Below are 26,038 nucleotides of genomic sequence, written 5' to 3'. Positions count from 1 at the left end.
AGCCCCGGCCCCCGCCCCCTCTCCTCCCCCGCGGGCATCACCCAACGACTCGCGTCCACCGGCCAGTTGCGCGCCATGGGCGTGCCCGCCGCGGAGGTCGCCGGACGGGTCGGGGCCGGCGGCGACTGGCAGCAGCTGCTGCCGGGCGTCTTCCTGCTCCGCCCCGGGGCGCCGACCAGCGACGACCGGCTGCGGGCCGCGCTGCTGTACGCCCGCCGGGACGGCGAGGCTCCGCTGCACGGCCCGGGCGCGATGATCACCGGGCTCGCCGCGCTCGCCCTGCACGGCTTCTCCTCCGCTCCCCCGCTGACCGCCCTGGACCGGATCGACGTCCTGGTGGGCCGCACCCGGCGGCTGCGCTCGACCGGTTTCGTGCGCGTGGTGCGGGCGCCGGAGTCGCCGGAGCCGGTGGAGCTGACCGGGCTGCCGGTGGCGCCGGTCGCGCGGGCGGTCACCGACGCCGTCTCGGGGCTGCACGACGCCGACACCGTCCGCCGGCTGCTGACCGAGGCGGTCCGCGGCGGCCACTGCGAACCCCCGGTGCTGGTCCGGGAGTTGAGCCGGGCTCGGCTGCTGACCCGGCCGCACGTGGTGGACGCGGTGGACTCGCTCCTGGTGGAGGGGCGGGCGCTGTCGGAGGAGCGGCTGTACGAGATGGTGCGGGACTTCGCGCTGCCGGACCCGCTGTGGAACGTGGACCTGCGGCTGCCGGGCGGCCCGCACCTGGGCGGGGTGGACGCCTACTGGCCGGACCAGGCGGTGGCGGTGGAGCTGGACACCCGGGCGCCGCGGCAGGACGAGGACGCGATGTGGTCCGAGTACACCCGCAAGCGGGAGCACCTGGAGCGGCTGGGCATCACGGTGCTCCATCTGACCCCGCGCAAGCTGCGGGAGTCGATGGAGCAGCAGGCCACCGTGGTCCGTACGGCGCTGATGGCCGCGTCGGACCGGCAGCCCGCCGCCTATGTCGTCGTCCTGCCGCGGTGAGCGCTACTTCTTCGGCGGGACCGTGCCGCAGAACTCGGCTTCGATGATCGCCTGGGTGTCGCCGGTCCAGTCGGCGTTGACGTTGGCGGCGAGGGTGTGCCGGCCGTCGCGGGTGGTGTACGCCTCCGACAGGGAGCCGTGGATGCCGCCGCCGTGGCCCCAGACCTCGGTGCCGCAGCTCAGCTTCTGCCAGGAGATGCCGAGGCCGTAGCGGTAGTCGGGGTACTGGGGGGAGACGGGCTCGGTGGTGGTGAGCTCGCGCATCTCGGCCTTCGGCAGGAGCCGGCCCTTGAGGAGGGCGCGGTAGAAGGTCTGGAGGTCGGCCGAGTCGGAGATCATCTCGCCGGCGGCGTGGGCGAGGGAGGGGTTGAGCGTGGTGACGTCGTGGACGGGGGCGGTCTTCGCGGGGTCGAGGGTGGAGTAGGCGGGGCTGCTCGGGCTCGGCATGTTCACCCGGGTGCCGGGGACGCTGGTGGCGCGGAGCTTGAGGGGCTTGATGATCCGGTTCTCGACGGCCTTGCCGTAGGGGCGGCCGGTGACCTTCTCGATGACCAGCCCGGCGAGGACGAAGTTGGTGTTGGAGTAGCGCCAGGAGGTGCCGGGGGCGAACTCGGGGGCGTGGCTCGTGGCGACGGCGACCAGGTCGCGCGGGTTCCAGGTGTCGTAGCGGTGCTCCAGGAAGCCGGCGCCGAAGACCTTCTGCTGGAAGTCGGGGTCCTCGGTGTAGCTGTAGACGCCGCTGGTGTGGTTGAGGAGCTGGCGGACGGTGATCTTCCGTCCGTCGTGGCCGTTGCCGCGGACGAGGCCGGGGAGCCACTTCTCGACCGGGTCGTCGAGGTCGATCCGGCCCTCGGCCTGGAGCTGGAGGAGGACGGTGGCGACGAAGGTCTTGGTGATGGAGCCGACGCGGTAGCGGTCGTCGCCGCCGCGCTCGCCGGCGGTGCCGGTCCAGGAGCGGCCGTCCACCCGGGCCTGGGCGACGGCGCCGGGCACGCCCGCGTCGACGTTGGCCTGGAGCGCGGCCCGGGTGGCGGCGTGGTCCTTCTTCGCGGGGGCCGCGGGTCCGGCGGCGAGGGCGGGGGCGGCGAGGGCGGTGACGGTGAGGCCGGCGGCGAGCGCCGCGGCGACGACGGTACGGGCGGTGCGGGTGCTGGTCATGTGGGTCCCCTGTGTCCCTGGTCCGGTACTGCGGTCGGCGGGGAGGACCGGGGGCGGGACGGGAGGGTTGAGCGGGGTGGTGACGGTTGAGCGCTTTTCGGCCGTTCCCCTCGGCCCGGTCGCGGCCTAGTTGCGGCGCGGGTCGCTGAGGGCGGAGCGGCCGAGGGGCGGGCGGCTGCGCCAGAGGTCGAGGCCGACGTCGACGAGGTGGACCCGGGGCAGGTCGGGCACGGCGTCGAGGGGGTGCCAGGCGGCGAGGTCGGTGGAGCCGCCGGTCTCGGGCCGGAGGGCGCCGCCGGCGATCCGGGCCTCATAGAGGAGACGGAGCCCGTGCCAGGAACCGCCGGCGCCGATCCGGGGCAGCCGGTCGCGGGTGACCGAGTCGACGCCGAGGAGGGCGAGCGGCTCGGAGACGTATCCGGTCTCCTCCTCGACCTCGCGGACGACGGTCGCGACGGGGTCCTCGCCGTGGTCCATGCCGCCGCCGGGCAGGGTCCAGCGTCTGGTTCCGTCCTTGGCGACCCAGCGGGCGAGGAGGACCTCGCCGTCACGGACGCACACGGCGTAGGCCGCCACCCTCAACTCCTGCTTCATGAGGCGAGGTTAGGCGATCGGGGTGACGGCCGGACCGGTCAGAACCAGTAGACGGGGTAGCGGCGGCGGGTGGCGCGGGCGGCGAGCAGACCGACCGCGACGAGCAGCGCGCAGGAGGCGAGCAGCAGCCCGGTGAAGGTCCAGAAGGGCGGGGAGCCGAGCGCGACGATCACCGCGGTGGCGGCGGCCGGGGAGTGCGGGGCGCGGGCGAGCGCCATCACGCCGAGGGCGAGTCCGCCGGCGACGGCGGCGCTCCACAGGCCCGGGCCGGCCACCGCGAGGACGGCGAAGCCGGCGAGGGCGGAGACGAGCTGTCCGCCGACGACCGAGCGGGGCTGGGAGAGCGGCAGGTCCGGGGAGGCGGCGACCAGCGCCATGCTCGCGGCCAGCGGCGGTATGAGCAGCGGGTGGTGCAGGACGGTGCCGAGGGCGACGAGCAGGAGCAGGGCGGCGGTGCTGACGGCGGTGGCGGTCAGCACCGCCGTCGGTCGCGGGCGGGGCGGCGGGCCGGGGCGTACGGGGGCGGGGACAGGGGCGGGGACGGGGGTGGGCGCGGACGGCGCGGGCACGGTGGCCTCGGGAGCCTGGGTGCTGGTGGTCACGGGTTCCTCGGGAACGTGGATCGGGAGTCCGCGTGCGGGCGGCAGGGGTGCGGTTCAGGGGGTGGTCGGGTTGGCCGGTGAGTACTCGGGCGCAGACCAGCGCAGGGGGCTGGCGGCCGGGGTCTCGACGACGCTGTCGACCCGGAAGCGGACGAACCGCTCATCGAAACGGTATACCGTTTCGGCCCGGCCGCTGAGCTGGAGGGTGGTGCCGTTCTCCCAGTCCAGGAAGAGGAGACCGGCCCTGTCGTCGGTCTCCAGGTTTCCGAGTGTGAGGAACATCGCGTTGCCCGGGTAGTCCCGCCAGACCAGTTCGCGGGGGCCCTCGGCGCGGACGAAGCCGGGGTTGCCGCCGCGGTGGCTGGCGTCGGCGCCGTCCGGTCCGACGGTGGCGACGAAGAAGGTGTCGGCCGCCCGGACGGCGGCCAGCTGGGCCTCGGTGAGGGCGTCGCCCCGGCGGACGGGCGGGGCGTCCGGGCCGGCGGGGCCGGAGCCGTACAGCTCGCGCTTCTGGAGGTACTTCGGGCAGTTGGCGAAGACCTGCTCGGCCTCGATCAGCAGGCCGCGGACGCTGGGGCGGGCGGTGCCGTTGAGGCGCATGCGGCGGCGGGTGCGGGGGTCGAGGGCGAGGGTGCCGACGGGGGTCCCGGCCGTCAGGGCCTCGGCGAGCGGGTCGCCGGGGCGGGGCGTGGCCGCGACCGAGACCGTGTGCGGGCCGGTCGCGCGGGCGAAGCCCGGGGTGCCGGTGAGCAGGGTCGCCCAGACGTGGCCGTCCGGGGCCGCCGCGGCGAGGACCAGCATGGGCTGGGCCTCCAGGAACGCGGCGGCGACGGGGCGGATGCCGGGGCGGATGCTGGGGGCGATGTGGGCGGCGGCGTGCTGGACGCCGAGGCGTTTCTGAACGGCGACCGAGCCTTCGTGGTAGGCGGTGGTGCGCATGGGGGCCTCCGGGGTGGGTGCGGGTCTCTGGGGGTGCGGGTGCGACCCCTGGGCGCGGGGGGCGCGTTCGGCGGTGTGCCCACCCGTTCCGCCCCTGGCGGAACGCCTGCCCACACCTTGCGTCTAGAAGAAGCCGCAGGTCGGGGCGGCCGTGTGGGGGGCCGGGGAGGCTTCGGCGCCCTTGGGGACGGAGATCTCGAGACGCGTGCCGTCGGGGTCGTGGAAGAAGATGCCGCCGGAGGCCGCGCCTTCGCGGTGGGCGACGACGCCGTCGTAGGCGAAGGTGACGCCCACCGCCTTGAGGGCCGCCTCGGCCTCGCGGACCCGCTCGATGGACTCGGCCTCGAAGGCCAGGTGGTGCAGGCCGGCCAGGCCCGCGTCGTAACCGCCCGCGGCCTGCTGCCAGAGGGTGAGCACGAGCGTGCCGCCCTGACCCAGGAAGGCGTAGCGGCGGCCGTCGGCGTCGCCGGAGCCGATCACCTCGAAGCCCAGGACGTCGCCGTAGAAGCGGAGCGAGCGGTCCAGGTCGGTGACGTTGATGCCGATGTGCGCCGTGTTCAGTGTGCCGATCGCGGACATGACGGTCCCCTCGTCGTCGGCCGCCCCCTACGGGCTAACCGCTTAATTCGACTTTAAGGGTTAGGCGTGGACGGGCGCAACCTGTCACGTACGCTTGAGGGGTTAGATCGTCCGGGGGGTCGAGGAGGATGCCCGCCATGCCCGTCACCGATCCACGGCCGCACACCGGCGAGCCGGTCTCCCTGGACCTGCTCAACACGCGCTGGATGCGGGAGGGCGAGCGCCAGGACCTCCTCACCGGCACCGAGGGGCTGGCGGTCTGGCTCGCGTCCAACGGGCTCGCCGACCGCTTCACCGCCGACGAGGCCACGCTCCGGCACACCCGCACCGCCCGCGAGGCACTGAAGGCGCTGGTCGACCGGCCGGGCGACCCCGACGCGGTGGCACGGGTCGACGCCGTCCTGGAGCACGGCCGGATCCGCGCGCTGCTCACCGCCGAAGGCCCCGGGGAGCGGGCCGAGTTCGCCGATCCGGCGTGGGGGCCGGGCTGGACCGCCGCCCGCGACTACCTGGACCTGCTGCGCACCGCCCCGGACCGGATCAGGACCTGCGCGCACGAGGCGTGCATCCTGCACTTCTTCGACACCTCACGGAACGGCACCCGGCGCTGGCACTCGATGGCCACCTGCGGCAACCGCGCCAAGGCGTCCCGGCACTACGCGCGCACGAAGGATCAGTGACGGCCGGGAACCACCCGTCGAATCGCCCTCATTGAGGGCGATTCGCGCTCTGTGGCGGAGGACGCGCGGTGGCGGATGTACGCCATGGACACAGCATGCCCTCCAGGAACTCTCCACAAAACCCTGTCACTTGCGAAAGGCTGAGCGGTCATCCGGTACCGGAATCCGGACCCTCTTCTTTCACAAACAGGGATGTAAATGACCACCCCCGAAACCCAGAGCTCCATACCCGGGCGCTCGACCGGGACCGGGCGGGCGGCCAGGATCGCCGCCGCCGCCGGCCTGGTGACCGCGCTCGTCGCGGCCGGTGCAGCACCGGTCCTCGCCGCCGACACCCCGGCGACGAACCCCCCGGTGAAGACCGCGGAGCCCGCCGACAAGCTCGGCGCCATCGACGCGCAGCGCCTCGCCGAGGCCGAGGCCGCCGGCGAGCCGCACGTCACCGTCCTGGTCGCCACCGCGCCCGGCGCGACCGAGCAGGTCGCGGGCCAGCTCGACGCCGTCCCCGGCGGCTCCGTCGGCAACCGCAACGACGAGCTCGGCTACGTCCGCGCGACCCTGCCGACCGGCAAGGCCGAGGCCGCGATCAAGGCCGCCGCCAAGCTCTCCTCCGTCCAGTCGCTCGACCTCCAGGCCGAGATCCAGCTGGACGACCCGCGCCCCGACGCGGGCGTCACGGGCTCCGTCGAGGGCACCACGGTGACCCGGACCTACCCGGCGCCGTCGAAGTACACCCCGGCGAAGAACCCGTACAACCCGTCCCACGAGACGGGCGCGGTCGAGTTCGTCGAGGACCACCCGAAGGCCGACGGCCGCGGGGTGACCATCGGCGTCCTCGACTCGGGCGTCGACCTGGGCCACCCGGCCCTGCAGAAGACCACCACCGGCGAGCGCAAGATCGTCGACTGGGTGACCGCCACCGACCCGCTCACCGAGGGCGACGGCACCTGGCGCGCCCAGATCACCCCGGTCGCGGGCCCGGTCTTCACCGCCGCCTCGCAGTCCTGGAAGGCGCCCGAGGGCTCCTACCAGTGGAGCCGCTTCAGCGAGTCCGTCACGGCGGGCGGCGACCCGGCCGGTGACATCAACCGCGACGGCGACACCACCGACGTCTTCGGCATGCTGTACGACGCCGCCGCCGGCACCGTCCGCGTCGACACCGACCAGGACTTCGACTTCACGGACAACGAGCCGATGAAGCCGTACAAGGACGGGTACCAGATCGGCTACTTCGGTACCGACAACCCGGCCACCGAGGTCGCCGAGCGCACCCCGTTCGTCGTGGAGATCCGCAAGGACGTCCCGATGGACCCGCTGGGCGGCTCCTGGGTCGGCCAGAAGCGCGACTTCGTCAACATCGGCCTCGTCGAGTCCTCGCACGGCACCCACGTCGCCGGCATCACCGCCGCCAAGGGCCTCTTCGGCGGCCGGATGAACGGTGCCGCGCCCGGCGCGAAGATCGTCTCCTCGCGCGCCTGCACCTGGACCGGCGGCTGCACCAACGTCGCCCTCACCGAGGGCATGGTCGACCTCGTCGTCAACCGCGGCGTCGACATCGTCAACATGTCGATCGGCGGCCTGCCCGCGCTCAACGACGGCGACAACGTCCGCGCCCGCCTCTACACCCGTCTCATCGACGAGTACGGCGTGCAGCTGGTCATCTCGGCCGGCAACTCCGGCCCGGGCACCAACACCATCGGCGACCCCGGCCTGGCCGACAAGGTCCTCTCGGTCGGCGCGGCCGTCTCCCGGTCGACCTGGGCGGCCAACTACGGCTCCGCCGTCGAGAAGTCGTACGCCATGTTCCCGTTCTCCTCGCGCGGTCCGCGCGAGGACGGCGGCGCCGCCCCGCTGGTCACCGGCCCGGGCTCGGCCGTGAACACCATCCCGACCTGGCAGGCCGGCGCCGGCGTCGCCGAGTCCGGCTACGCCCTGCCCGCCGGCTACGGCATGCTCAACGGCACCTCGATGTCGTCCCCGCAGGTCGCCGGCGCGAGCGCGCTGCTGCTCTCCGCCGCCAAGCAGCGCGGCATCGAGCTCTCCCCGCTGACCCTGCGCACCGCCCTCACCTCGACCGCCAAGCGGATCCCGGGTGTCGCGGCGCACGAGCAGGGCGCCGGCCTCGTCGACGTCGTCGAGGCGTGGGACTCCATCAAGGACGGGGCCACCGCCCACTCCTACAAGGTCGAGGCCCCGGTCGACACCGTGATCTTCCCGGCCCCGCACACCGGCACCGGTGTGTACGACCGCGAGGGCGGCCTCAAGGTCGGCCAGAAGAAGGTCTACGACGTCACCGTCACCCGCACCAGCGGCCCGGACCGTGCCGTCGAGCACGAGCTGGACCTGAAGTACAACGACGGCACCTTCCGGATCCTCGGCGACGACGAGGTCGACCTGCCGCTGAACAAGCCGGTCACCGTCAAGCTGGAGGCCCGTCCGACCACCGCCGGTGTGCACAGCGTGCTCCTGGAGGCCGACGACGAGCGCACCGAGGGCGTCGACAAGCAGATCATGGCCACCTCGGTCGTCGCGAGCGACCTGGTCGCCCCCGGCTACGGCTTCTCCGCCGCCGGCTCGGTGCAGCGCAACAGCACCAAGTCGTACTTCGTGACCGTGCCGCAGGGCGCGACCTCGCTGGAGGTGCGGATCGGCGGGCTGAAGGAGAAGAGCCAGACCCGGTTCATCGCCATCCACCCGTACGGCGTCCCGGTCGACCCGACCGCGACCACCGGCTGCTACCCGCACTACAACCCGGCGAACACCTGCCGCCCCGACCTGCGCTCGTACGCCGCCCCGCAGGCCGGCGTCTGGGAGATCGAGGTCGAGGCGCGCCGCACCTCGCCGGACCTGGACAACCCGTACAAGCTGGACGTCTCCGTGCTCGGCGCCTCCTTCGACCCGGCCGTCCAGACGGTCGCCGAGGCGAAGGTCGGCACCCCGGCGTCCGTCGAGTGGACCGTCAGCAACGGCTTCGCCGGCATCGACGGCAAGCTGAAGGGCGGCTCGCTCGGCTCGCAGAAGTCCGAGACGCCGACCATCCAGCACCACGAGCAGCAGACGAAGACCGTCACCATCGGTGAGGGCGTCGAGCGCCTCGACATCGCGATCGGCAACACCTCCGACAAGGCCGCCGACCTCGACCTGACCGTGCTGCTCGACGGCAAGCAGGTCGGCCAGTCGGCCGACGGCGACTCGGAGGAGGCCGTCTCCCTCGTCAAGCCGAAGGCCGGCACGTACACCGTCGTCGTCGACGGCTACGCGGTGCACGCCGAGGGCGGCACGACCTACGACTACAAGGACGTGTTCTTCTCCCCGTCGCTCGGCACCGTGAAGGTCGACGAGGCGAAGACCTACCCGCTGGCCAACGGCGCGACCACCAAGGTCGCGGCCGAGGTCGTCGTCGGCGGCGCGGCCCCCGAGGGACGCCAGTTCTTCGGCCAGGTCCAGCTGCTCAACGCGCGCGGCACCGTCGCGGGCACCGGCAGCGTCCTGATCGGCAGCGTCACCCCGTAACACCCGGGCGGTACGAGGAGGGGCGGGCACCCGTGCGGGTGTCCGCCCCTTCCGCGTTCAGCCCCGGCCGGGGCAGTCGCCGACCCCCTCCCGCAGCCCGTTCGTCACCCACGCGCGGCCGTACTCCAGCTCGTCACGGACGGGGCCGACGGGCTCGCCGAGCTCGCCGGGCGGCTCCATGTCCTCCCGGTAGGTGAGCACCCCCTCGTCGGGGAAGCGGGAGACGATCACGAGCATCCTCACGCCGGGCCGGTAGTACGACGGGTCCGCCGCCCAGCCGCGGAAGGCCAGCTCGCCGGAGCCCTCGCCCTCCGGCTTGTACCGGCGTTCGACCCGCAGCACCACGCGGAGCTCCCCCTCCTTCCCGAGCGGCTCGACCCGGGCGACCGTGCCCTCGGCGACGTCCGAGGCGCAGGCCACGATCCCGCCGGCGGAGAGCTTCGCGTCGCCCCCTGCGCTGTCGATGCCGCCGTCGGGGCGGGCGGCCAGCCACGCCCCGCCGGTCCCGAGCACGCCGAGCGCCCCGCAGGCGGCGAGCGCCCAGGCCACGATCCTGCCCCGGCGCCGGGGGCGTACGGCCGGCGCCGCCGGTACGGGCTCCGCCGTCAGGGCGCCCGCGAGGACGCCCAGCTGCTCGCGGATCAGGGCCACGTCCGCGAGGGCGCGGGCGACCTCGGGGTCGTCCCCGGCGCCCGGGGGCGCGTCCTCCGGGAAGAGCGCCGCCGCCAGCGGGTCCCGTGTGTCCTCGCTCACTCACACCACCTCGTCCGTGTGGAGCCGCTCCCGCATGGCGCGGACGGCGGCGTGCAGCCTGCTCTTGACGGTCCCCTCCGGGACGCCCAGCTCCTCGGCGATCCGGGCCACCGGAAGGTCCGCGTAGAAGCGCAGCACCAGGACCTGCCGCTGCCTCTCCGGCAGCGCCTCCAGGCCGTCCGCCACGGTCAGCGCGAGCAGCCGGTCCTCCTCGCCGCCGCCGCCCGGCGGGGCCGGCAGCGCGGTCAGCCGTTCGCCCAGCCGCTCGTCGCGGCGGCGGGCCCGGTGCCAGTCGGCGGCCACCCGGCTGGCGACCACCGCGCACCAGGCGGCCGGGGACCGGGGCGGGTCCCCCTTCGCCCGGGCCTCCAGGAGACGCAGCCCCACCTGCTGGACCCCGTCCTGGAGTTCCGCGTACGGCACCCCGCCCAGCGCCAGGACCGCCCGCACCCGGTCCACGAGCGCCGCGTCCATCTGCTCCACCCCGCCTCCTCCCTGCCGGTGACCCTCCTCCGACGCGCGACCGCCCCGGAACGTTCACCCGCCGGAACGTTCATCCGCCGGACCGCGTCCCGCCCCTCGGACAATGGATTGGACAAGCAGCGGCAGGCGACACGCATGATGGGGAGCGGCAGCACCTGCACACACGTACGGAGGAGTCCCCGTGAAGGTCGGAATCGTCGGAGCCACCGGTCAGGTCGGCACAGTCATGCGCAAGATCCTGGCCGAGCGCAACTTCCCGGTCGACGAGCTGCGGCTCTTCGCCTCCGCCCGGTCCGCCGGCAAGGTCGTCGACGGCGTGACGATCGAGGACGCGGCCACCGCCGACTACACCGGCCTGGACATCGTGCTCTTCTCCGCCGGCGGCGCCACCTCCAAGGCCCTCGCCGAGAAGGTCGCCTCCCAGGGCGCCGTCGTGATCGACAACTCCTCCGCCTGGCGCCGCGACCCCGAGGTCCCCCTCGTCGTCTCCGAGGTCAACCCGCACGCGGTCAAGGACCGCCCCAAGGGGATCATCGCCAACCCGAACTGCACCACGATGGCCGCCATGCCGGTCCTCAAGCCGCTCCACCAGGAGGCCGGCCTCACCGCGCTGATCGCCACCACCTACCAGGCCGTCTCCGGCTCGGGCGTGGCCGGCGTCGCCGAGCTGCGCACCCAGGCGTGCGCCGTGGCCGAGAACGCCGACCAGCTGGCCTTCGACGGGGAGGCCGTCGAGTTCCCGGAGCCCGCCGTCTACAAGCGTCCGATCGCGTTCAACGTGGTCCCGCTGGCCGGCTCGATCGTCGACGACGGCTCCTTCGAGACCGACGAGGAGCAGAAGCTCCGCAACGAGTCCCGCAAGATCCTGGAGATCCCCGAGCTGAAGGTCTCCGGCACCTGTGTCCGCGTGCCGGTCTTCTCGGGCCACTCGCTCCAGGTCAACGCCCGCTTCGAGCGTCCGATCAGCGTCGAGCGCGCCTACGAGCTGCTCAAGGACGCCGAGGGCGTCGTGCTGTCCGAGATCCCGACCCCGCTCCAGGCGGCCGGCAAGGACGCCTCGTACGTGGGCCGCATCCGCGTCGACGAGACCGTCGAGAACGGTCTGGCGCTCTTCCTCTCCAACGACAACCTGCGCAAGGGCGCCGCGCTCAACGCGGTGCAGATCGCGGAGCTGGTGGCGGCCGAGCTCAAGGGCTGAGCCCCCGTCCACACCAAGAACGGCGGTCATCCTTCCGGGTGACCGCCGTTCTTCCGTGTTCGCCCTGGGAAATGCGCGATGCGCTCGCCGAGGGGCCCGTGGAAGGATGGGCCAAACGTCACGAAACCGAGGAGTTGACCGGGTGCCTGGTACGAACCTGACCCGTGAAGAGGCCCAGCAGCGGGCGGCGCTGCTGACCGTGGACGCGTACGAGGTCGAACTGGACCTCACCGGTGCGCAGGAGGGCGGTACCTACCGGTCCGTCACCACCGTCCGCTTCGATTCCGCCGAGGAGGGCGCCGAGACCTTCATCGACCTCGTCGCCCCCGCCGTGCACGAGGCCGTGCTCAACGGGCACTCCCTCGACGTCGCCGCCGTCTTCCGCGACTCGCGGATCGCGCTGCCGCACCTGAAGCAGGGCCGCAACGAGCTGCGGGTGGTCGCGGACTGCGCGTACACCAACACCGGCGAGGGCCTGCACCGCTTCGTCGACCCGGTCGACGGCCAGGCGTACCTCTACACCCAGTTCGAGGTGCCGGACGCCCGCCGGGTCTTCGCCTCCTTCGAGCAGCCGGACCTGAAGGCGACCTTCCAGTTCACCGTGAAGGCGCCGGAGGGCTGGAGCGTCATCTCCAACTCGCCGACCCCGGAGCCGAAGGACGGGGTGTGGGCCTTCGAGCCCACCCCGCGGATCTCCACGTACATCACGGCCCTGATCGTCGGCCCGTACCACTCGGTGCACTCGACGTACGAGGGCCCGGACGGGCAGGTCGTGCCGCTGGGCATCTACTGCCGTCCGTCGCTGGCCGAGTTCCTCGACGCGGACCACATCTTCGACGTGACCCGGCAGGGCTTCGGCTGGTTCCAGGAGAAGTTCGCGTACGCCTACCCGTTCGCCAAGTACGACCAGCTGTTCGTGCCGGAGTTCAACGCCGGCGCGATGGAGAACGCGGGCGCGGTGACCATCCGCGACCAGTACGTCTTCCGCTCGAAGGTGACGGACGCGGCCTACGAGCGGCGTGCCGAGACCATCCTGCACGAGCTGGCCCACATGTGGTTCGGCGACCTCGTGACCATGGAGTGGTGGAACGACCTCTGGCTGAACGAGTCGTTCGCCACCTACACCTCGGTCGCCTGCCAGGCGTCCGTCGCGGGCACCCGCTGGCCGAACGCCTGGACCACCTTCGCCAACGCGGAGAAGACCTGGGCCTACCGCCAGGACCAGCTGCCGTCGACGCACCCGATCATGGCCGAGATCAACGACCTGGAGGACGTGCTCGTCAACTTCGACGGCATCACGTACGCCAAGGGCGCCTCGGTCCTCAAGCAGCTCGTCGCCTACGTCGGCCAGGACGAGTTCTTCAAGGGCGTGCAGGCGTACTTCCAGCGCCACGCCTTCGGCAACACCCGCCTCAGCGACCTGCTCGGCGCGCTGGAGGAGACCTCCGGCCGCGACCTGAAGACGTGGTCGAAGGCGTGGCTGGAGACGGCCGGCATCAACATCCTGCGCCCGGAGATCGAGACCGACGAGAACGGCTCGATCACCTCCTTCGCGGTGCGCCAGGAGGCCCCGGCGCTGCCCGCCGGCGCCAAGGGCGAGGCGGTGCTCCGCCCGCACCGGATCGCGATCGGCTTCTACGACCTCGACGCCGCCGGCAAGCTGGTCCGCACCGAGCGCCTGGAGCTGGACCTGACGGCGACCGACCGCACCGAGGTGCCGGCGCTGGTCGGCAAGTCCCGGCCGGCGGTCGTCCTGCTGAACGACGACGACCTGTCGTACGCCAAGGTCCGCCTCGACGAGGTGTCGCTGCAGAACGTCACCGCGCACCTCGGCGACTTCGCCGAGTCGCTGCCGCGCGCCCTGTGCTGGGCCTCGGCCTGGGACATGACCCGCGACGGCGAGCTGGCCACCCGCGACTACCTGGAGCTGGTGCTCTCGGGCATCGCCAAGGAGTCCGACATCGGCGTGGTGCAGTCGCTCCAGGGCCAGGTGAAGGCGGCCCTCGACCTGTACGCGGCGCCGGAGTGGCGGGACGCGGGCCTGGCCCGCTGGACCGAGGCGGCGCTCACCCACCTCAAGGCGGCCGAGCCGGCGAGCGACCACCAGCTGGCGTGGGCGCGGGCCTTCGCCGCGTCCGCCCGGACGCCGCAGCAGCTCGACCTGCTCGCCGCGCTCCTGGACGGCCGGGAGACCATCGAGGGCCTGGCCGTCGACGCCGAGCTGCGCTGGGCGTTCGTGCAGCGGCTCGCCGCGACCGGCGTCTACGACGAGCCGGAGATCGCGGCGGAGCTGGAGCGGGACCGTACGGCGGCCGGCGAGCGGCACGCGGCGACGGCCCGCGCGGCGCGTCCGACCGAGGCGGCGAAGGCGGAGGCGTGGGCGGCGGTCGTCGAGGACGACAAGCTGGCCAACGCGGTGCAGGAGGCGGTGATCGGCGGCTTCGTCCAGACCGACCAGCGCGAGCTGCTCGCCCCGTACACGGAGAAGTACTTCGCGTCGATCAAGGGCGTCGCGGAGACCCGCAGCCACGAGATCGTCCAGCAGATCGTGGTCGGTCTCTACCCGACGCTCCAGGTCTCGCAGGAGACGCTGGACGCGACGGACGCGTGGATCGCGGCCAACGACCCGGTGCCGGCGCTGCGGCGGCTGGTGACGGAGTCGCGGGCGGGCGTCGAGCGGGCCCTGAAGGCCCGTGCGGCGGACGCGGCGGCCGCGAAGTAGTCCCGTAAGGCGGTACGGAGAAGGGGCGCCCTCCCCGTGGGGGCGCCCCTTCGTCGTGTCCCGGGTGCCTACCGGCTCGCGCGGTCGAAGCGGGCGCGCAGGTCGGCGGCGCCGTCCTCGGTCAGGGAGCCGTGCAGGCGCATGCGGGCGACGCCGCCGTCGGGGAAGGCGTCGAGCCGGACGTGGGTGACGACCGCCCGGGCGGGGAGCCTGAAGCGGTGCGGGGTGTCGGGCTGGAGGCGGGTGCGGGGGATGATCTCGAACCACTCGCCCGTGTCGCCGTTGCGGCCGTGGAGGGCGATCCAGCCGGCCGAGTTGCCCTTGAGGTAGGCGGTGTCGATCTCGACGGCGCGGACGGCGCCCTGGGCGGGGAGGCGGAAGCGGACCCAGTCGTGGGTGCCGCGGACCCGGCGGCGGCGGTTCTCCCAGCCGTCGTCCATCTTGCGCGAGGTGCCGGGCAGGATGATCTGGGTCGGCGAGGAGTAGAACCTGTCGGAGGCGTCCTCGTACGACCCGCCGTTGAGGACGGAGAGCAGGTCGATCGTGCCGAGGAGGTCCAGCCACTCGGGGTCGGGCAGCACCTCGCCGTGGACGCGGAGGCGGGCGATGCCGCCGTCCGGGTGCTGGCAGAGGCGGACGTGGGTCCAGCGGCGGTCGCTGTCGATCGTGAAACCGTTGGCGGCGTGGCCGCGGACGGGGGTCGGCGGGACCAGCTCCTCCCACTTCGCGTCGAGCAGTTCCTCGGGGCTGGGGCTGCCCTCGACGGCCGTGGCCTGGACGCTGACCTTCTGCGGGTAGTTGCCGCGGAAGTGGGCGGTGTCGACGATCAGGCCCCGGATGACGCCGGGGGCGCCGAGGCGGACGATCGCCCAGTCGTGGTCCTCGGGGGCGGGGAAGACGTTCTGGGCGTCGGCGCCGCGCCGGCGGCGGGTCTCCCAGCCGTCCATGATCTTGCCCTTGTGGCCGAAGTGCTCCGGGTCGAAGACGGCCCGCTCGCGGACGAGCAGGTTCTCGCGCTCGGCGAAGAACTCGTCGTTGGCGGCGACGACGCCGGCGCCGAGGCGGCGGTCGGCGAGGTCGACCAGCTCGGTGAAGGGGAAGTCGCCGGTGCGGTAGTCGGCGTACGGGTCGCCACCGGCGTAGGGGGCGGCGTCGTTGGCGTGCGGGTCCTGGGGGTCCTCGATGGCGGTCATGTTCCGACTGTCCCGCCCCGGAGGCCCGGGGTCCATCGAATGTTTTCGACGGTTCTTTTCAGCTCTGCTGAACGGTCTCCCGCTGGACGGCGACCTGCCGCAGGGCGGCGAGCACCCGGGCCACCGCCGGGCCCTCCTCGGCCCCGCGCCGCACCGCGGCCACGACGTGGCGGCGCGGCTGGTCGGCGGAGAGGACCCGCATGACGACGCCGGTGCCGCTCCGGCGGTCGGCGGCGGCCATCCGGGGCACGAGCGCGACGCCGAGTCCGGCCTCGACCATGGCGAGGATCGCGGTCCAGCCGGAGGCGCTGTGGGCCTGCTCGGGCACGAAGCCGGCGGCCTCGCAGGCGGCGGTGGTGATCTCGGACCAGGGGCCGGAGCCGCCGAAGATCCAGGGTTCGGCGGCGAGGTCGGCGAGGCGCAGGCCGGGCGCGTCGGCGAGCGGGTGACCGGCGGGCAGGGCGACGTCGAGGGGGTCGGCGAGCAGCGGCACCCGGCTGAACTGGGGGTCGCGGGCGGTGGGCGCGTGGGCGGCGAGCGAGAGCGCGAGGTCCACCTCGCCGGCCGTGAGCAGCTCGTACGCCTCCCCCGCCTCGGCCTCCCGGATCCGGAGGCCGAGCCCGGGGTGGGCGGTGCGGAGCCGGCGTACGGCGGGGACGAGGAGCGCGGGGACGGAGGTGGAGAAGGCGGCGACGCGCACCTGGCCGGCCTCGCCCCGCAGATAGCCGTCGAGTTCGGCGTCGGCCCGCTCCAGCTGGGCGAAGACCGCCTCGGCGTGGCGCAGGACGAGGTGGGCGGCGTCGGTGAGGCGGACGCGCCGCCCGTGCGCCTCCAGGAGCGGCACGCCGAGCTGCCGGGCGAGGTTGGTGAGCTGCTGGGAGACGGCCGAGGGGGTCATGAGCAGGGTCTCCGCGGTGGCGGTGACGGTGCCCCGGTCGCGCAGGGTGCGCAGGATGTGCAGCTTCTTGATGTCCCACTCGGTCATGGGGCGCAACCTACCGGGCCCGCCCTATCGGGTGGAGCTGAGCGCCACTCCGCCGAGGATGAGCGCCATGCAGGCGCCGCCGGCCAGTCCCGGCCGCTCGCCGAGGAGGGGGTACGAGAGGAGGGCGACGCAGACCGGCTGGAGGTGGTAGACGACTCCGGCGCGGGCCGGGCCGATCAGGGAGACCGCCCTGTTCCAGGCGAGGAAGGCGACGGCGGAGGAGAGGACCCCGAGGTAGAGCAGGGGGCCGACGGTGCCGGGGGTGGCGGGGAAGCCGCCCTGGACGGCGAGGGAGGCGGCGTAGGCGGGGGCGAGCATGAGGGCGCCGAGCAGGAAGGTGGCGAAGAGGAAGGCGAGTCCGTCGATCCGCGGGGGCCGGCGCTTGAGGAGGGCGCTGTACGAGGCGAAGGAGAGGGCGGCGGCGAACATCCAGAGGTCGCCGGGGCCGAGGTCGATCGCGAGGGAGCCCTTGCCGACGAGGAGGAGCACGCCGAGGACGGCGACCGTGAGGCCCAGGAGGCGGCGGGCGCCGAGCCGTTCGCCGGCGAGCCGGGCGAAGCCCGCCATGATCACCGGGGAGGCGGCCATGATCATGCCCATGTTGGTGGCGGAGGTGGTCAGGCCGGCCTGGTGGACGAGGGTGTTGTAGAGGGTGACGCCGAACAGCGCGGCGAGGACGGTGAATCCGAGGTGTCGGCGGATGGCCGCGCGCTGCCGCCAGAAGGGGCGGGCGGCGAACGGGGCGACGGCGACGAGGGCGATGACCCAGCGCCAGAAGACGGCCTGGACGGGCGGGACGGAGTCGGCCAGGTCGCGGGTGGCGACGAAGCTGCCGGACCAGACGACGGTGGCAAGAAGGGCGAGCAGCAGACCGGGACCGGCCCCCTGGGCGGGGGCCGGTCTCCGGGTGGCGGTCTCGGTGGGGGTCTCGGTGAGGGTCGGGGCCTGGTTCGTGGTCGCGGCCTGGTTCGTGGTCTCGGTCGGGTGGCGGGGTGTCGTGAGGCTCATGCCGCCTACCGTCGCACTCCCGAAACTTCCAGGTCCATCGAAACTTCCTGACCGTTCCGTTCAGTGGAACTGAACGATACGGGGCCGGTGGCGGCGGGCTCGGGCCGGGCGTGGGGCTTCGCGGGGGCCAGCTGGCCGGCGAGGGTGGCGCCGAAGGCGATCACCATGCCGAGGACCTGCACCGGGCCGAGCGCCTGCCCCAGGGCCGCCCAGCCGATGACGGCCGCGGTGATCGGGGAGAGCGGGCCGAGGAGGGTGGCGGAGGAGGCGCTCAGCCGCTCGATGCCGCGGAACCAGAGGAAGTACGAGATCGCGGTGTTGCCGAGGGCGAGGTAGGCGTAGCCGGCCAGGTTGGTGCCGGTGAGGGCCGGCGGGGCGCCCTCGACAAGGAAGGCGATCGGGAGGATGACCAGGCCGCCCGCGGTGAGCTGCCAGCCGGTGAGCGCGAGGGCGCCGACACCCTCGGGGCGGCCCCAGCGCTTGGTGAAGACGACACCGGCGGACATCGAGAGCGAGGAGAGCAGTCCGGCGCCGACGCCGATCAGGTCGAACGCGGCGCCCGCCTTGAGGACCACGAGGCTGACGCCGAAGGCGGCGGCGACGGCGGTGAGCAGGGTCCGCGCGGTGGGCCTCTCGCCGAGGAAGAGGGCGGCGAGGCCGACGACGAAGAGCGGGCCGACGGAGCCGACGACGGCGGCGACGCCGCCGGGCAGCCGGTAGGCGGCGAGGAAGAGCAGTGGGAAGAAGGCGCCGATGTTGAGCGCCCCGAGGACCGCGGACTTCCCCCACCAGGCGCCCCGCGGGAGCTTGCGGGTCAGCGCGAGGAGCAGCAGGCCGGCCGGGAGGGCCCGCATGAGGCCGGTGAAGAGGGGTCGGTCGGGCGGCAGGAACTCGGTGGTGACGAAGTAGGTCGAGCCCCAGGAGATCGGGGCGAGGGCGGTGAGCGCGACGACGGCGGCCTTGCGGGACATGGCGGGACTCCCCCTGCAGCGGTGCGGCCCCGGTGGACCGGAGCACGACTGGCTTGGCGGTAATTAACTTAGCACTAAGCTACTTACTTGCAAGTGGCTTTCTTGTCATCGAGTGGGCGGGGACGGAAGAATGGGGTCATGAACACGCAGCCGCCCGCGCACGACGCCGTCGACGCCATCACCGACCAGTGGGCCGCCGTCCGCCCCGATCTGGAGACCCTCCCCATGGCGGTCTTCGGGCGGATCCACCGGCTCTCCGCCGCCGTCCGCAACCAGGTGGACCAGGCGTACAAGCCCTACGGCCTGGCGCTCGGCGAGTTCGACGTGCTGGCGACGCTGCGCCGGTCCGGGGAGCCGTACACGCTCTCGCCGCGCGAGCTGACCGCCACGCTGATGATCACCACCGGCGGGATGACCGGCCGGCTGGACCGACTGGAGAAGGCCGGACTGCTCACCCGCAGCCCCGACCCGAACGACCGGCGCGGGCTGCGCGTCACGCTCACCGAGCGCGGCCGGGAGCTGGTCGACCAGGCCGTCGGCGCGGGCCTGGAGCGGCAGCGGGAGGCGGTGCAGGCGGCGCTCACCGAGGAGGAGGCGCAGCAGCTGGCCGGGCTGCTGCGGAAGCTGCTCGCGACGACCCTCTGAGGGCGGCGGAGGAAACGCGAGGGCGCCGCACGGCCCTGGTGGCCGTGCGGCGCCCTCGGAGACGGGCGGAGGCGGTCGCGCCTCCGGCGGTTACGCCTTCTTGCGGGACTTGTCGAGGACCATCACCAGACCGGCGATGACCAGGAACAGCGCCAGCGGGAGCGCCACGAACAGGCCGAGGGTCTCGACGACCTCCAGCTTGGGGGCCGGATCGTCACCGTCGTCGCGGGTCAGCGCGAGCGCGGGGGACGACATGAGCAGCATCATCAGCGTCGTACCGGCCGCGACGGCGCCGGCGCGCAGGGCGTTCTTCTTGTCCACGGTGCAAAAGTAGCGAACACCTAAACGGCCCGCGCGCCCGGGGGTGCCGTACGGGCTCCGACCCCCTCCGCGACGGTCCGCAGCAGCGTGTGCCCGCGGGGCGAGGCGGCGATCCGCTCCAGGGAGAGCGGCTGCCCGTCGGGCCCCGCCACCGGCAGCCGCCAGTTCGGGTACTCGTCCCAGGTGCCCGGCAGGTTCTGCGGCCGGCGGTCCCCCACCAGGTCCGGCAGCCACACGCCGACCATCCGGGCCGGGGTGCGCGTCAGGAAGCGGTGGACGGCCAGGATCTCGGCCTCCTCGTCGCCCGGGCCCTCCGGGAGCAGCCCGAGCCGCTGGAGGACGGCGCGCCACTCGGCGGTCTCCGCCGCGTCGGCGGCCCGCTCGCGCGTCAGGTCGCCGGTGAGCAGCCCGAGCCGGTGGCGCAGCAGCACGTGGTCGCCGGAGAGCCGGGCGGCGGTGGACGGCAGGTCGTGGGTGGTGGCGGTGGCCACGCAGCCGGCCCGCCACGCCTCCGGCGGCAGCGGGGCGCCGCCGCCGTCCCAGTCCCGCTCGAACCAGAGCACGGAGGTGCCGGACACCCCGCGCGCGGCGAGCGCCTCGCGGACGCCCGGTTCGACCGTGCCCAGGTCCTCGCCGACGACATGGGCGCCGGCCCGGTGCGCCTCCAGGACGAGGACGGCGAGCATCGCCTCGGCGTCGTACCGGACGTAGGTGCCCTCGGTGGGCTCCCGGCCCTCCGGCACCCACCAGAGCCGGAAGAGGCCCATGACGTGGTCGATGCGGAGGGCGCCCGCGTGCCGCAGGAGTTCGCGCAGCAGGCCGCGGTACGGGGCGTACCCGGCGGCGGCGAGGGCGTCGGGCCGCCACGGCGGCAGGCCCCAGTCCTGGCCGCGGGAGTTGAAGGCGTCGGGCGGGGCGCCGACGGACATGCCGGCGGCGAAGTCGCCCTGCCGGGCCCAGACGTCGGAGCCCTCCGGGTGCACCCCGACGGCCAGGTCGTGGACGATCCCGACCGCCATGCCGGCCTCCCGGGCCGCGTCGGCGGCCTCGCCGAGCTGCCGGTCCGTCAGCCAGGCGAGCCGGCAGTGGAAGTCGACGCGGGCGGCGAGGGCAGCGTCGGCGCGGACCGCCGCCGCCGCGCCCTCGGGGGTGCGCAGCCGCTCGGGCCAGGAGCGCCAGCGGTGGCCGTGGCGCTCGGCGAGGGCCTGGTAGGTGGCGTGGTCCTCCAGGGCGCGGCCGCGCTCGGCGAGGAAGTCGTGGAAGTCGGCGCGGCGGCCGGGGCCGAGCTCGACGGTGGCGACCCGTTCCAGTGCGCGGAGCTTGAGCGCCCAGACGGCGTCCCGGTCGACGGCGTTGCCCTTGCCGAGGACGCCCTCGCGCAGTTCGGCGGCGGCGGCGAGGATCCGGTCCAGTTCCTCGCGGGGGCCGGGGGCCAGGTGGGCGTACTCGGGGATCCGCTCGATCCGCAGGTGGACGGGGTCGGGGAAGCGGCGCGAGGAGGGGCGGTACGGGGACGGGTCCGAGGGCGCGCCGGGCACGCCCGCGTGCAGCGGGTTGACCTGGACGAACCCGGCGCCGTGCGCGCGGCCCGCCCAGGAGACGAGTTCGCGCAGGTCGCCGAGGTCGCCCATGCCCCAGGAGTGCTCGGAGAGCAGCGAGTAGAGCTGGACGAGCAGGCCGTACGCGCGCGTGGCCGGGGCCGGGACCCGCGCGGGGGCGACGATCAGGGTGGCGCGGGCGGTGCGGCCGTCGGGCGCCTCGGCGTCCACGGTGTGCACGCCGAGCGGCAGCCGCGCCCAGACGCCGCCGTCCTCGCCGGTGCGGACGGCGCCGCCGGTCTCGGTGGCGCGGGCGGCGCCCGTCTGCGTCGTGTGGACGGCGCCGGTCTCGGTGGTGATCCGGAGCCGGGTCCCGTCGGGCAGCGGCGGGGGCGGGGCGGGCGGCCCGTCGCCGGTGTGCCGGACGAGGGTGGGCGGGAGCAGCCGCTCCCGGTCGGCCCGCTCCGCCGCGCCGAGGGAGGCGGCGACCGCCTCCGGGGTGGTGGCGTCGACCCCGAGGGCGCCGAGCACGGCGACCACGGTGGCCTCGGGCACGGTCCTGGTGACGCCCTCGGACGGGCTGAACTCGGTGGCGACGCCGTGTCGGGCGGCGAGGCGGGCCAGGGTCACTTCACGCTCCGGGGGACTCCGTGCCGCACCGGGTTCCGGGGGCGGCGGGCTCGCTGATGAGGGGGGCCGCGCCGGTGAGGGGCGGCTCGCTGGTGAGGGGCGCGGCGCCGGCCTGCGGCGGCTCGCTGGTCAGCGGCGCGGCGGCCGCCCAGGAGGGCTCGCTGGTCAGCGGCGCGGGACCGGCGGGCGGGGCGTCGCCGGAGGCGGCCTGGCGCGGGATCCGTATCCGTCCGGACAGGGGGCGGGCGGTCGTGGTCACGGGGGTCTCCCGGTTCGTCTCGACGGGTGGCGGCCGGACGGCTGGTGACCGGCGGCCGTGGGTGCGGCGAGTGATAGCCCTACCCACCGCGCCTCCCTTTGCCCCTTTTACCGGGGGAACGGGGCGAAAGGGCGACAGCTCGCCGGAGGTTCACCGGGCAAAGCCGACACTTCGCCCCGTCGCATTGACACCTCCGTGCGACGGGTGGTGGGCTCGTAACCCGCTCGTGACCAACCGGCCGGGCAGGACCCGCCCCTGACGATCCGGCGGGTCCCGGGCCCGGTGAAGGGAGACCCCGTGACCCCCGTGCGTCCGGGCCGTGGGCCGCGTACGGCGACCGCGGTCGCCGCCGCCGTCATCGGCGGGCTCCTCGGCGGTGCCGTGCCCGGCTCGGCGGGCGCGGTCCCGCCGCCCGCCGCGGCGCCCGACCTGGCCGCCCTCCCGACGGCGCCGACGGCCGCCCCCGCGGCCGGTCCCGCCGCCCCGGGCGTCCCCGCGCCGCGGGCCCGTACCGCGCGCGCGGCGGCGCCGGAGCCCTCGGTGTGGCCCCGGCCGCAGTCGCTGACGGCCGCCGGGCCCGCGGTGCGGCTCGGCGAGCGGGTGACCCTGGTGGCGGACGAGGACGCCGATCCGGCGGCCCTGGCGGCCGTGCGGAGGCTGCTCGCCGACGCCGGGGTGCGGACCGTGCACGAGGGGCTGCCGGGCGCGGGCCCGGTGCTGCGCCTGTCGGGGCCGTCCGGCGAGGCGGCGCAGGAGGCGCTGGCCTCCTTCGGGGTGGCCGAGCGGGCCGACCTGCCCCGCGGCGGCTACCGGCTGGCGACCGGCCGGTTCGGCGGGCGGGACACCGTGGTGCTGGACGGCACGGGCGAGGACGGCCTGTTCCACGCCGTGCAGACGCTCCGTCAGCTGCTCGGCGAGGGTCCGGACGGGGTCGGCGGGGTGGTGCCCGGCGTCGTCGTCCGGGACTGGCCCGGCACCGCCGAGCGGGGGATCGCGGAGGGCTTCTACGGCACCCCGTGGACGACGGAACAGCGCCTGGCGATGCTCGACTTCCTGGGCCGCACCAAGCAGAACCGCTATCTGTACGCGCCCGGTGACGACCCGTACCGCGCGGCGCAGTGGCGCGAGCCGTACCCGGAGGCGCAGCGGGCCGGTTTCCGGGCGCTGTCCGAGCGGGCGCTGGCCAACAAGGTGACGCTGGGCTGGGCGGTGGCCCCGGCCCAGTCGATGTGCCTCTCCTCGGACGCGGACGTGGCGGCGCTGACGCGGAAGCTGGACGCCATGCGGGAGCTCGGCTTCCGCTCCTTCCAGCTGCAGTTCCCGGACGCCGGGTACGGCGAGTGGACCTGCGACGAGGACGCCGACGAGTTCGGGCGGGACGCGGCGGGCGCGGCCCGCGCCCACGCGCGCGTGGCGAACGCGGTGGCCAGGCACCTCACCGAGCACCATCCGGACGCGGAGCCGCTGACGGTGCTGCCGACGGAGTACTACCAGGAGGGCACCAGCGAGTACCGGTCGGCGCTCGCGGGGGCGCTGGACGCGCGGGTGCGGGTGGCGTGGACGGGCGTCGGGGTGGTGCCGCGCACCATCACCGGCACCGAACTGGCCGGGGTGCGGGCGGCCCTGGGCCGGCGGCCGCTGGTCACCATGGACAACTACCCGGTGAACGACTACGCGCAGGACCGGCTGTTCCTGGGCCCCGCCACGGGCCGGGAGCCCGCGGTCGCGGCCGGTTCGGCCGCCTATCTGGCGCACGCCATGGAGCAGCCGGCCGCGTCCCGGATCCCGCTGTTCACCACCGCCGACTTCGCCTGGAACCCGCGCGGTTACCGGCCCGCGGAGTCCTGGCGGGCGGCCGTCGCCGACCTGGCCGGACCGGATCCGGCGGCGCGGGCGGCGCTCGGCGCGCTGGCCGGGAACGCGGCCTCGTCGATCCTCGCCCCGGACGCCGAGTCGGCCGGCCTGAAGCCGCTGATCAGCGCCTTCTGGAAGGCCCGGAGCTCTGGCACGGCGGCGGCCCGGGACGCGGCGGGGCGGGAGCTCCGGGCGGCGTTCACGGTGATGCGGGAGGCGCCGGAGCGGCTGGCCGGCACGGCCGGCGGGGCGCTGCGCGCCGAGTCGGGCCCCTGGCTGGAGCAGCTGTCCCGGTACGGGGCGGCGGGCGAGGCGGCCGTCGACATGCTCCTCGCGCAGGCGCGCGGCGACGGTCCGGCGGCCTGGCAGGCGCAGCTGCGTCTGGAGCCGCTGCGGCCGCGGATCGCGGCGAGCGGGGCGACGGTCGGCGACGGGGTCCTCGACCCGTTCCTGGACCGGGCGGTGAAGGAGGCGGCGGCCTGGACCGGCGCCGACCGCGACCCGGAGCGCGAGGTGGACCGGGCCTCCGGCTCGTACACGGTGAAGCTGGACCGGGCGCGGCCGGTGGAGGCGGTGACGGTGCTGGCCGGGAAGGCCGTGCGGGAACCCGCCGGCGACGGGAGGCCGGGCGCGGAACGGGCCCCGCACGCGCGCGTGGAGGCGTATGTGGCGGGCGAGGGCTGGCGGGCGCTGGGGCCGCTGGACGCGTCGGGCTGGACGCAGACCGAGCTGAAGGGGCTGCGCGCCGAGGCGTTGCGGATCGTCTGGGACGGCGAGGGCCCGGCGCCCGACGTGCGGTCGCTGGTGCCGTGGTTCGCGGACGGGCCGCGGGCCGGTCTGGAGCTGGCCCGGACGGAGACGGACCTGGAGGCCGGCGGCGCGGCGGGCCGGGTGGAGCTGAAGCTGACCGGGAACCGGGCGGCCGGGGTGCGGGGCCCGCTGACCGCGAAGGCGCCGAAGGGGGTCACCGTACGGCTGCCGAAGGAGGCGTCGGTGGAGCGCGGCGGCACGACCACGGTGCCGATGGAGGTGTCGGTGGCGCCGGGCACGCCGTCCGGGGAGTACCGGGTGCCGGTGGCCTTCGCGGGCGAGGAGCGGGTGCTGACGGTGCGGGCCTATCCGCGGACCGGCGGCCCGGACCTGGCCCGTACGGCGACGGCCTCCTCGTCCGGCGACGAGACGGCGGACTTCCCGGCCGCGCTGGCGGTGGACGGCGATCCGGCGACCCGCTGGTCCTCGCCGGCGGAGGACGGCGCCTGGTTCCAGCTGGAGCTGGCCGAGCCGGCCCGGATAGGGCAGGTGGTGCTGCACTGGCAGGACGCGCACGCCGCCCGCTACCGGGTGCAGGTCTCCGCAGACGGCCGGATCTGGCGGACCGCGGCGACCGTCACGGACGGGCGGGGCGGCCGGGAGTCGGTGCGGATGGACGCGGCGGACACCCGCTTCCTGCGGGTGCAGGGCGAGAAGCGGGCGACGCCGTACGGCTACTCGCTCTGGTCGGTGGAGACGTACGCGGTGGCCCAGGAGCCGGCCGGGGAGCCGGCCCCGGACCGCGGCGCGCCCCAGCCGGACCCGCCGGTGAAGGACGCGCCGGAGCAGGACGCGCCGGACGGGGACGCGCCGGAGCAGGACGCGCCGGAGGAGGGCGCCGCCCCCTGAACGACGCCCCCGCCCCCGTACGCCCGCCGGACCGGCCCGGGGACGCGAAAGGCCCGGATCTCAGCCGGTCGTCAACGCCCCCGCGGGGGTGTCGGCGACGGAGTCGATCCGGGCCATCGCGTCCTCGGCGCCGTACGGCGTGAGGTAGGGCAGCCACCGTGGGTCCCGGTGGCCGGTGCCGATGATCCGCCAGGCCAGGCCGGTCGGCGGCGCGGGTTGGTGGCGCAGCCGCCAGCCGATCTCCCGCAGGTGCCGGTCCGCCTTGAGGTGGTTGCAGCGGCGGCAGGCCGCCACCACGTTCTCCCAGGCGTGTGTCCCGCCCCGGCTGCGCGGGATGACGTGGTCGACGCTGGTCGCCACTCCCCCGCAGTACATGCAACGCCCGCCGTCGCGAGCGAAGAGGGCCCGTCGGGTCAACGGAACGGGCCCCCGGTAGGGGACCCGCACGAAGCGCTTCAGCCGTACCACGCTGGGCGCGGGGACGACCTGATGCTCGCTGTGCAGGAAGGCGCCGGACTCCTCGATGCAGAGGGCCTTGTTCTCCAGTACGAGGACGAGTGCGCGGCGGAGCGGTACGACGCCCAGGGGCTCGTACGACGCGTTGAGGACCAGGACATGCGGCACGGATGCCTCCTATGACGCCGGCGGCGCGTGGCTCGCGCCGGGACGAACTGCTCTCAGTCTCTCCTCATGCCTGGTCGGAGCGCCACCACGTTCGCGCGATCGCGTGGGACGGGCCGGACGTGTTCTCGACCACATCGGCATGT

22 protein-coding genes are annotated in these 26,038 nt (G+C 74.6%); 7 read left to right on the top strand and 15 right to left on the bottom strand.

Annotated features, from left to right (window positions below; translation table 11 throughout):
- Positions 1–987 (top strand): hypothetical protein (locus IF73_RS0129195; protein WP_031013352.1); only part of this gene is annotated, 987 nt, incomplete at its 5' end.
- 3 nt (positions 988–990) lie between these two features.
- Here the strand turns inward: IF73_RS0129195 and IF73_RS0129190 are convergent.
- From IF73_RS0129190 to IF73_RS0129170, 5 genes are all read right to left on the bottom strand, one after another.
- Complete coding sequence (locus tag IF73_RS0129190) at positions 991–2,145, bottom strand: serine hydrolase domain-containing protein (RefSeq protein ID WP_037880841.1); 1,155 nt, start codon at positions 2,143–2,145, stop codon at positions 991–993.
- Between the two features lie 126 nt (positions 2,146–2,271).
- The gene (locus tag IF73_RS0129185; protein WP_031013348.1) at positions 2,272–2,739 is read right to left on the bottom strand and encodes an NUDIX hydrolase; all 468 of its coding nucleotides are present in this window, start codon (positions 2,737–2,739) and stop codon (positions 2,272–2,274) included.
- Positions 2,740–2,777: 38 nt separating this feature from the next.
- The gene (locus tag IF73_RS0129180; protein WP_199806740.1) at positions 2,778–3,341 is read right to left on the bottom strand and encodes an HPP family protein; all 564 of its coding nucleotides are present in this window, start codon (positions 3,339–3,341) and stop codon (positions 2,778–2,780) included.
- A gap of 54 nt (positions 3,342–3,395) precedes the next feature.
- Positions 3,396–4,280, bottom strand: coding sequence for a pyridoxamine 5'-phosphate oxidase family protein (locus tag IF73_RS0129175; RefSeq protein WP_031013345.1), 885 nt, complete (start codon positions 4,278–4,280; stop codon positions 3,396–3,398).
- Between the two features lie 123 nt (positions 4,281–4,403).
- Entirely contained in the window at positions 4,404–4,859 is a 456-nt protein-coding gene (locus IF73_RS0129170) for a VOC family protein (protein ID WP_031013343.1), read from the bottom strand.
- A 137-nt stretch (positions 4,860–4,996) separates the two neighbouring features.
- On the opposite strand from IF73_RS0129170, the gene IF73_RS0129165 reads away from it, so the two are divergent.
- Positions 4,997–5,539: a CGNR zinc finger domain-containing protein gene (locus IF73_RS0129165; protein WP_031013341.1), complete on the top strand. Its 543-nt coding sequence runs from the start codon at positions 4,997–4,999 to the stop codon at positions 5,537–5,539.
- Positions 5,540–5,737: 198 nt separating this feature from the next.
- Positions 5,738–9,052, top strand: a complete 3,315-nt coding sequence (locus IF73_RS0129160; protein WP_031013340.1) for a S8 family serine peptidase — start codon at positions 5,738–5,740, stop codon at positions 9,050–9,052.
- Positions 9,053–9,109: 57 nt separating this feature from the next.
- Here the strand turns inward: IF73_RS0129160 and IF73_RS38875 are convergent, their stop codons facing one another.
- Both IF73_RS38875 and IF73_RS0129150 read right to left on the bottom strand, forming a co-directional pair.
- Positions 9,110–9,805, bottom strand: a complete 696-nt coding sequence (locus IF73_RS38875; RefSeq protein ID WP_051717415.1) for a hypothetical protein — start codon at positions 9,803–9,805, stop codon at positions 9,110–9,112.
- Positions 9,806–10,279: a sigma-70 family RNA polymerase sigma factor gene (locus tag IF73_RS0129150; RefSeq protein ID WP_051717417.1), complete on the bottom strand. Its 474-nt coding sequence runs from the start codon at positions 10,277–10,279 to the stop codon at positions 9,806–9,808.
- 190 nt (positions 10,280–10,469) lie between these two features.
- Here IF73_RS0129150 and IF73_RS0129145 point away from each other — a divergent pair, with 190 nt between their 5' ends.
- A complete protein-coding gene (locus tag IF73_RS0129145; protein ID WP_031013335.1) occupies positions 10,470–11,486 on the top strand; it encodes an aspartate-semialdehyde dehydrogenase in 1,017 nt (338 codons plus the stop codon).
- A 142-nt stretch (positions 11,487–11,628) separates the two neighbouring features.
- Positions 11,629–14,208 carry an aminopeptidase N gene (gene pepN, locus IF73_RS0129140; RefSeq protein ID WP_031013334.1) on the top strand — a complete coding sequence of 860 codons (2,580 nt, stop codon included), beginning with the start codon at positions 11,629–11,631 and terminating at the stop codon, positions 14,206–14,208.
- 68 nt (positions 14,209–14,276) lie between these two features.
- Here the strand turns inward: pepN and alc are convergent, their stop codons facing one another.
- The 4 genes from alc to IF73_RS0129120 are packed head-to-tail and all read right to left on the bottom strand — an operon-like array spanning position 14,277 to position 18,365.
- Positions 14,277–15,401, bottom strand: coding sequence for an allantoicase (gene alc / locus IF73_RS0129135; protein ID WP_031013332.1), 1,125 nt, complete (start codon positions 15,399–15,401; stop codon positions 14,277–14,279).
- A 58-nt stretch (positions 15,402–15,459) separates the two neighbouring features.
- Positions 15,460–16,386: a LysR family transcriptional regulator gene (locus IF73_RS0129130; RefSeq protein ID WP_031013331.1), complete on the bottom strand. Its 927-nt coding sequence runs from the start codon at positions 16,384–16,386 to the stop codon at positions 15,460–15,462.
- Positions 16,387–16,410: 24 nt separating this feature from the next.
- Complete coding sequence (locus tag IF73_RS0129125) at positions 16,411–17,394, bottom strand: DMT family transporter (protein ID WP_031013330.1); 984 nt, start codon at positions 17,392–17,394, stop codon at positions 16,411–16,413.
- A 5-nt stretch (positions 17,395–17,399) separates the two neighbouring features.
- Positions 17,400–18,365 carry an EamA family transporter gene (locus IF73_RS0129120; protein ID WP_031013329.1) on the bottom strand — a complete coding sequence of 322 codons (966 nt, stop codon included), beginning with the start codon at positions 18,363–18,365 and terminating at the stop codon, positions 17,400–17,402.
- A 138-nt stretch (positions 18,366–18,503) separates the two neighbouring features.
- Here IF73_RS0129120 and IF73_RS0129115 point away from each other — a divergent pair, with 138 nt between their 5' ends.
- Positions 18,504–19,010 (top strand): MarR family winged helix-turn-helix transcriptional regulator, encoded by a 507-nt coding sequence (locus IF73_RS0129115; RefSeq protein WP_031013327.1) that lies wholly within the window; start codon positions 18,504–18,506, stop codon positions 19,008–19,010.
- A 90-nt stretch (positions 19,011–19,100) separates the two neighbouring features.
- Here IF73_RS0129115 and IF73_RS0129110 read toward each other — a convergent pair whose 3' ends face one another.
- From IF73_RS0129110 to IF73_RS0129100, 3 genes are read right to left on the bottom strand one after another with little or no spacing between them, the layout of a single operon-like run.
- The gene (locus tag IF73_RS0129110) at positions 19,101–19,331 is read right to left on the bottom strand and encodes a hypothetical protein (protein ID WP_031013325.1); all 231 of its coding nucleotides are present in this window, start codon (positions 19,329–19,331) and stop codon (positions 19,101–19,103) included.
- Between the two features lie 20 nt (positions 19,332–19,351).
- Entirely contained in the window at positions 19,352–21,499 is a 2,148-nt protein-coding gene (gene malQ / locus IF73_RS0129105; protein WP_031013323.1) for a 4-alpha-glucanotransferase, read from the bottom strand.
- Position 21,500: 1 nt separating this feature from the next.
- A complete protein-coding gene (locus IF73_RS0129100; RefSeq protein ID WP_037880835.1) occupies positions 21,501–21,758 on the bottom strand; it encodes a hypothetical protein in 258 nt (85 codons plus the stop codon).
- A gap of 306 nt (positions 21,759–22,064) precedes the next feature.
- On the opposite strand from IF73_RS0129100, the gene IF73_RS0129095 reads away from it, so the two are divergent.
- Positions 22,065–25,271 (top strand): beta-N-acetylglucosaminidase domain-containing protein, encoded by a 3,207-nt coding sequence (locus IF73_RS0129095; protein WP_078868307.1) that lies wholly within the window; start codon positions 22,065–22,067, stop codon positions 25,269–25,271.
- 60 nt (positions 25,272–25,331) lie between these two features.
- Here the strand turns inward: IF73_RS0129095 and IF73_RS0129090 are convergent, their stop codons facing one another.
- Positions 25,332–25,895, bottom strand: coding sequence for an HNH endonuclease (locus IF73_RS0129090; RefSeq protein WP_030494032.1), 564 nt, complete (start codon positions 25,893–25,895; stop codon positions 25,332–25,334).
- Positions 25,896–26,038 lie beyond the last annotated feature (143 nt).

Source organism: Streptomyces sp. NRRL F-5727 (assembly GCF_000719555.1).
Taxonomy (GTDB): domain Bacteria; phylum Actinomycetota; class Actinomycetes; order Streptomycetales; family Streptomycetaceae; genus Streptomyces.
The sequence above is the reverse complement of the archived record's forward strand: the minus strand, read 5'-3'. Positions and strand labels throughout refer to the sequence as shown.

Bases quoted from the DNA above. Each gene is read 5' to 3' on its own strand.
- IF73_RS0129175 (WP_031013345.1), bottom strand. From the start codon at position 4,280: ATGCGCACCACCGCCTACCACGAAGGCTCGGTCGCCGTTCAGAAACGC.
- IF73_RS0129115 (WP_031013327.1), top strand. From the start codon at position 18,504: ATGAACACGCAGCCGCCCGCGCACGACGCCGTCGACGCCATCACCGAC.
- IF73_RS0129150 (WP_051717417.1), bottom strand. From the start codon at position 10,279: ATGGACGCGGCGCTCGTGGACCGGGTGCGGGCGGTCCTGGCGCTGGGC.
- IF73_RS0129165 (WP_031013341.1), top strand. From the start codon at position 4,997: ATGCCCGTCACCGATCCACGGCCGCACACCGGCGAGCCGGTCTCCCTG.
- IF73_RS0129130 (WP_031013331.1), bottom strand. From the start codon at position 16,386: ATGACCGAGTGGGACATCAAGAAGCTGCACATCCTGCGCACCCTGCGC.
- alc (WP_031013332.1), bottom strand. From the start codon at position 15,401: ATGACCGCCATCGAGGACCCCCAGGACCCGCACGCCAACGACGCCGCC.
- IF73_RS0129160 (WP_031013340.1), top strand. From the start codon at position 5,738: ATGACCACCCCCGAAACCCAGAGCTCCATACCCGGGCGCTCGACCGGG.
- IF73_RS0129170 (WP_031013343.1), bottom strand. From the start codon at position 4,859: ATGTCCGCGATCGGCACACTGAACACGGCGCACATCGGCATCAACGTC.
- IF73_RS0129190 (WP_037880841.1), bottom strand. From the start codon at position 2,145: ATGACCAGCACCCGCACCGCCCGTACCGTCGTCGCCGCGGCGCTCGCC.
- IF73_RS0129120 (WP_031013329.1), bottom strand. From the start codon at position 18,365: ATGTCCCGCAAGGCCGCCGTCGTCGCGCTCACCGCCCTCGCCCCGATC.
- IF73_RS0129125 (WP_031013330.1), bottom strand. From the start codon at position 17,394: ATGAGCCTCACGACACCCCGCCACCCGACCGAGACCACGAACCAGGCC.
- IF73_RS0129185 (WP_031013348.1), bottom strand. From the start codon at position 2,739: ATGAAGCAGGAGTTGAGGGTGGCGGCCTACGCCGTGTGCGTCCGTGAC.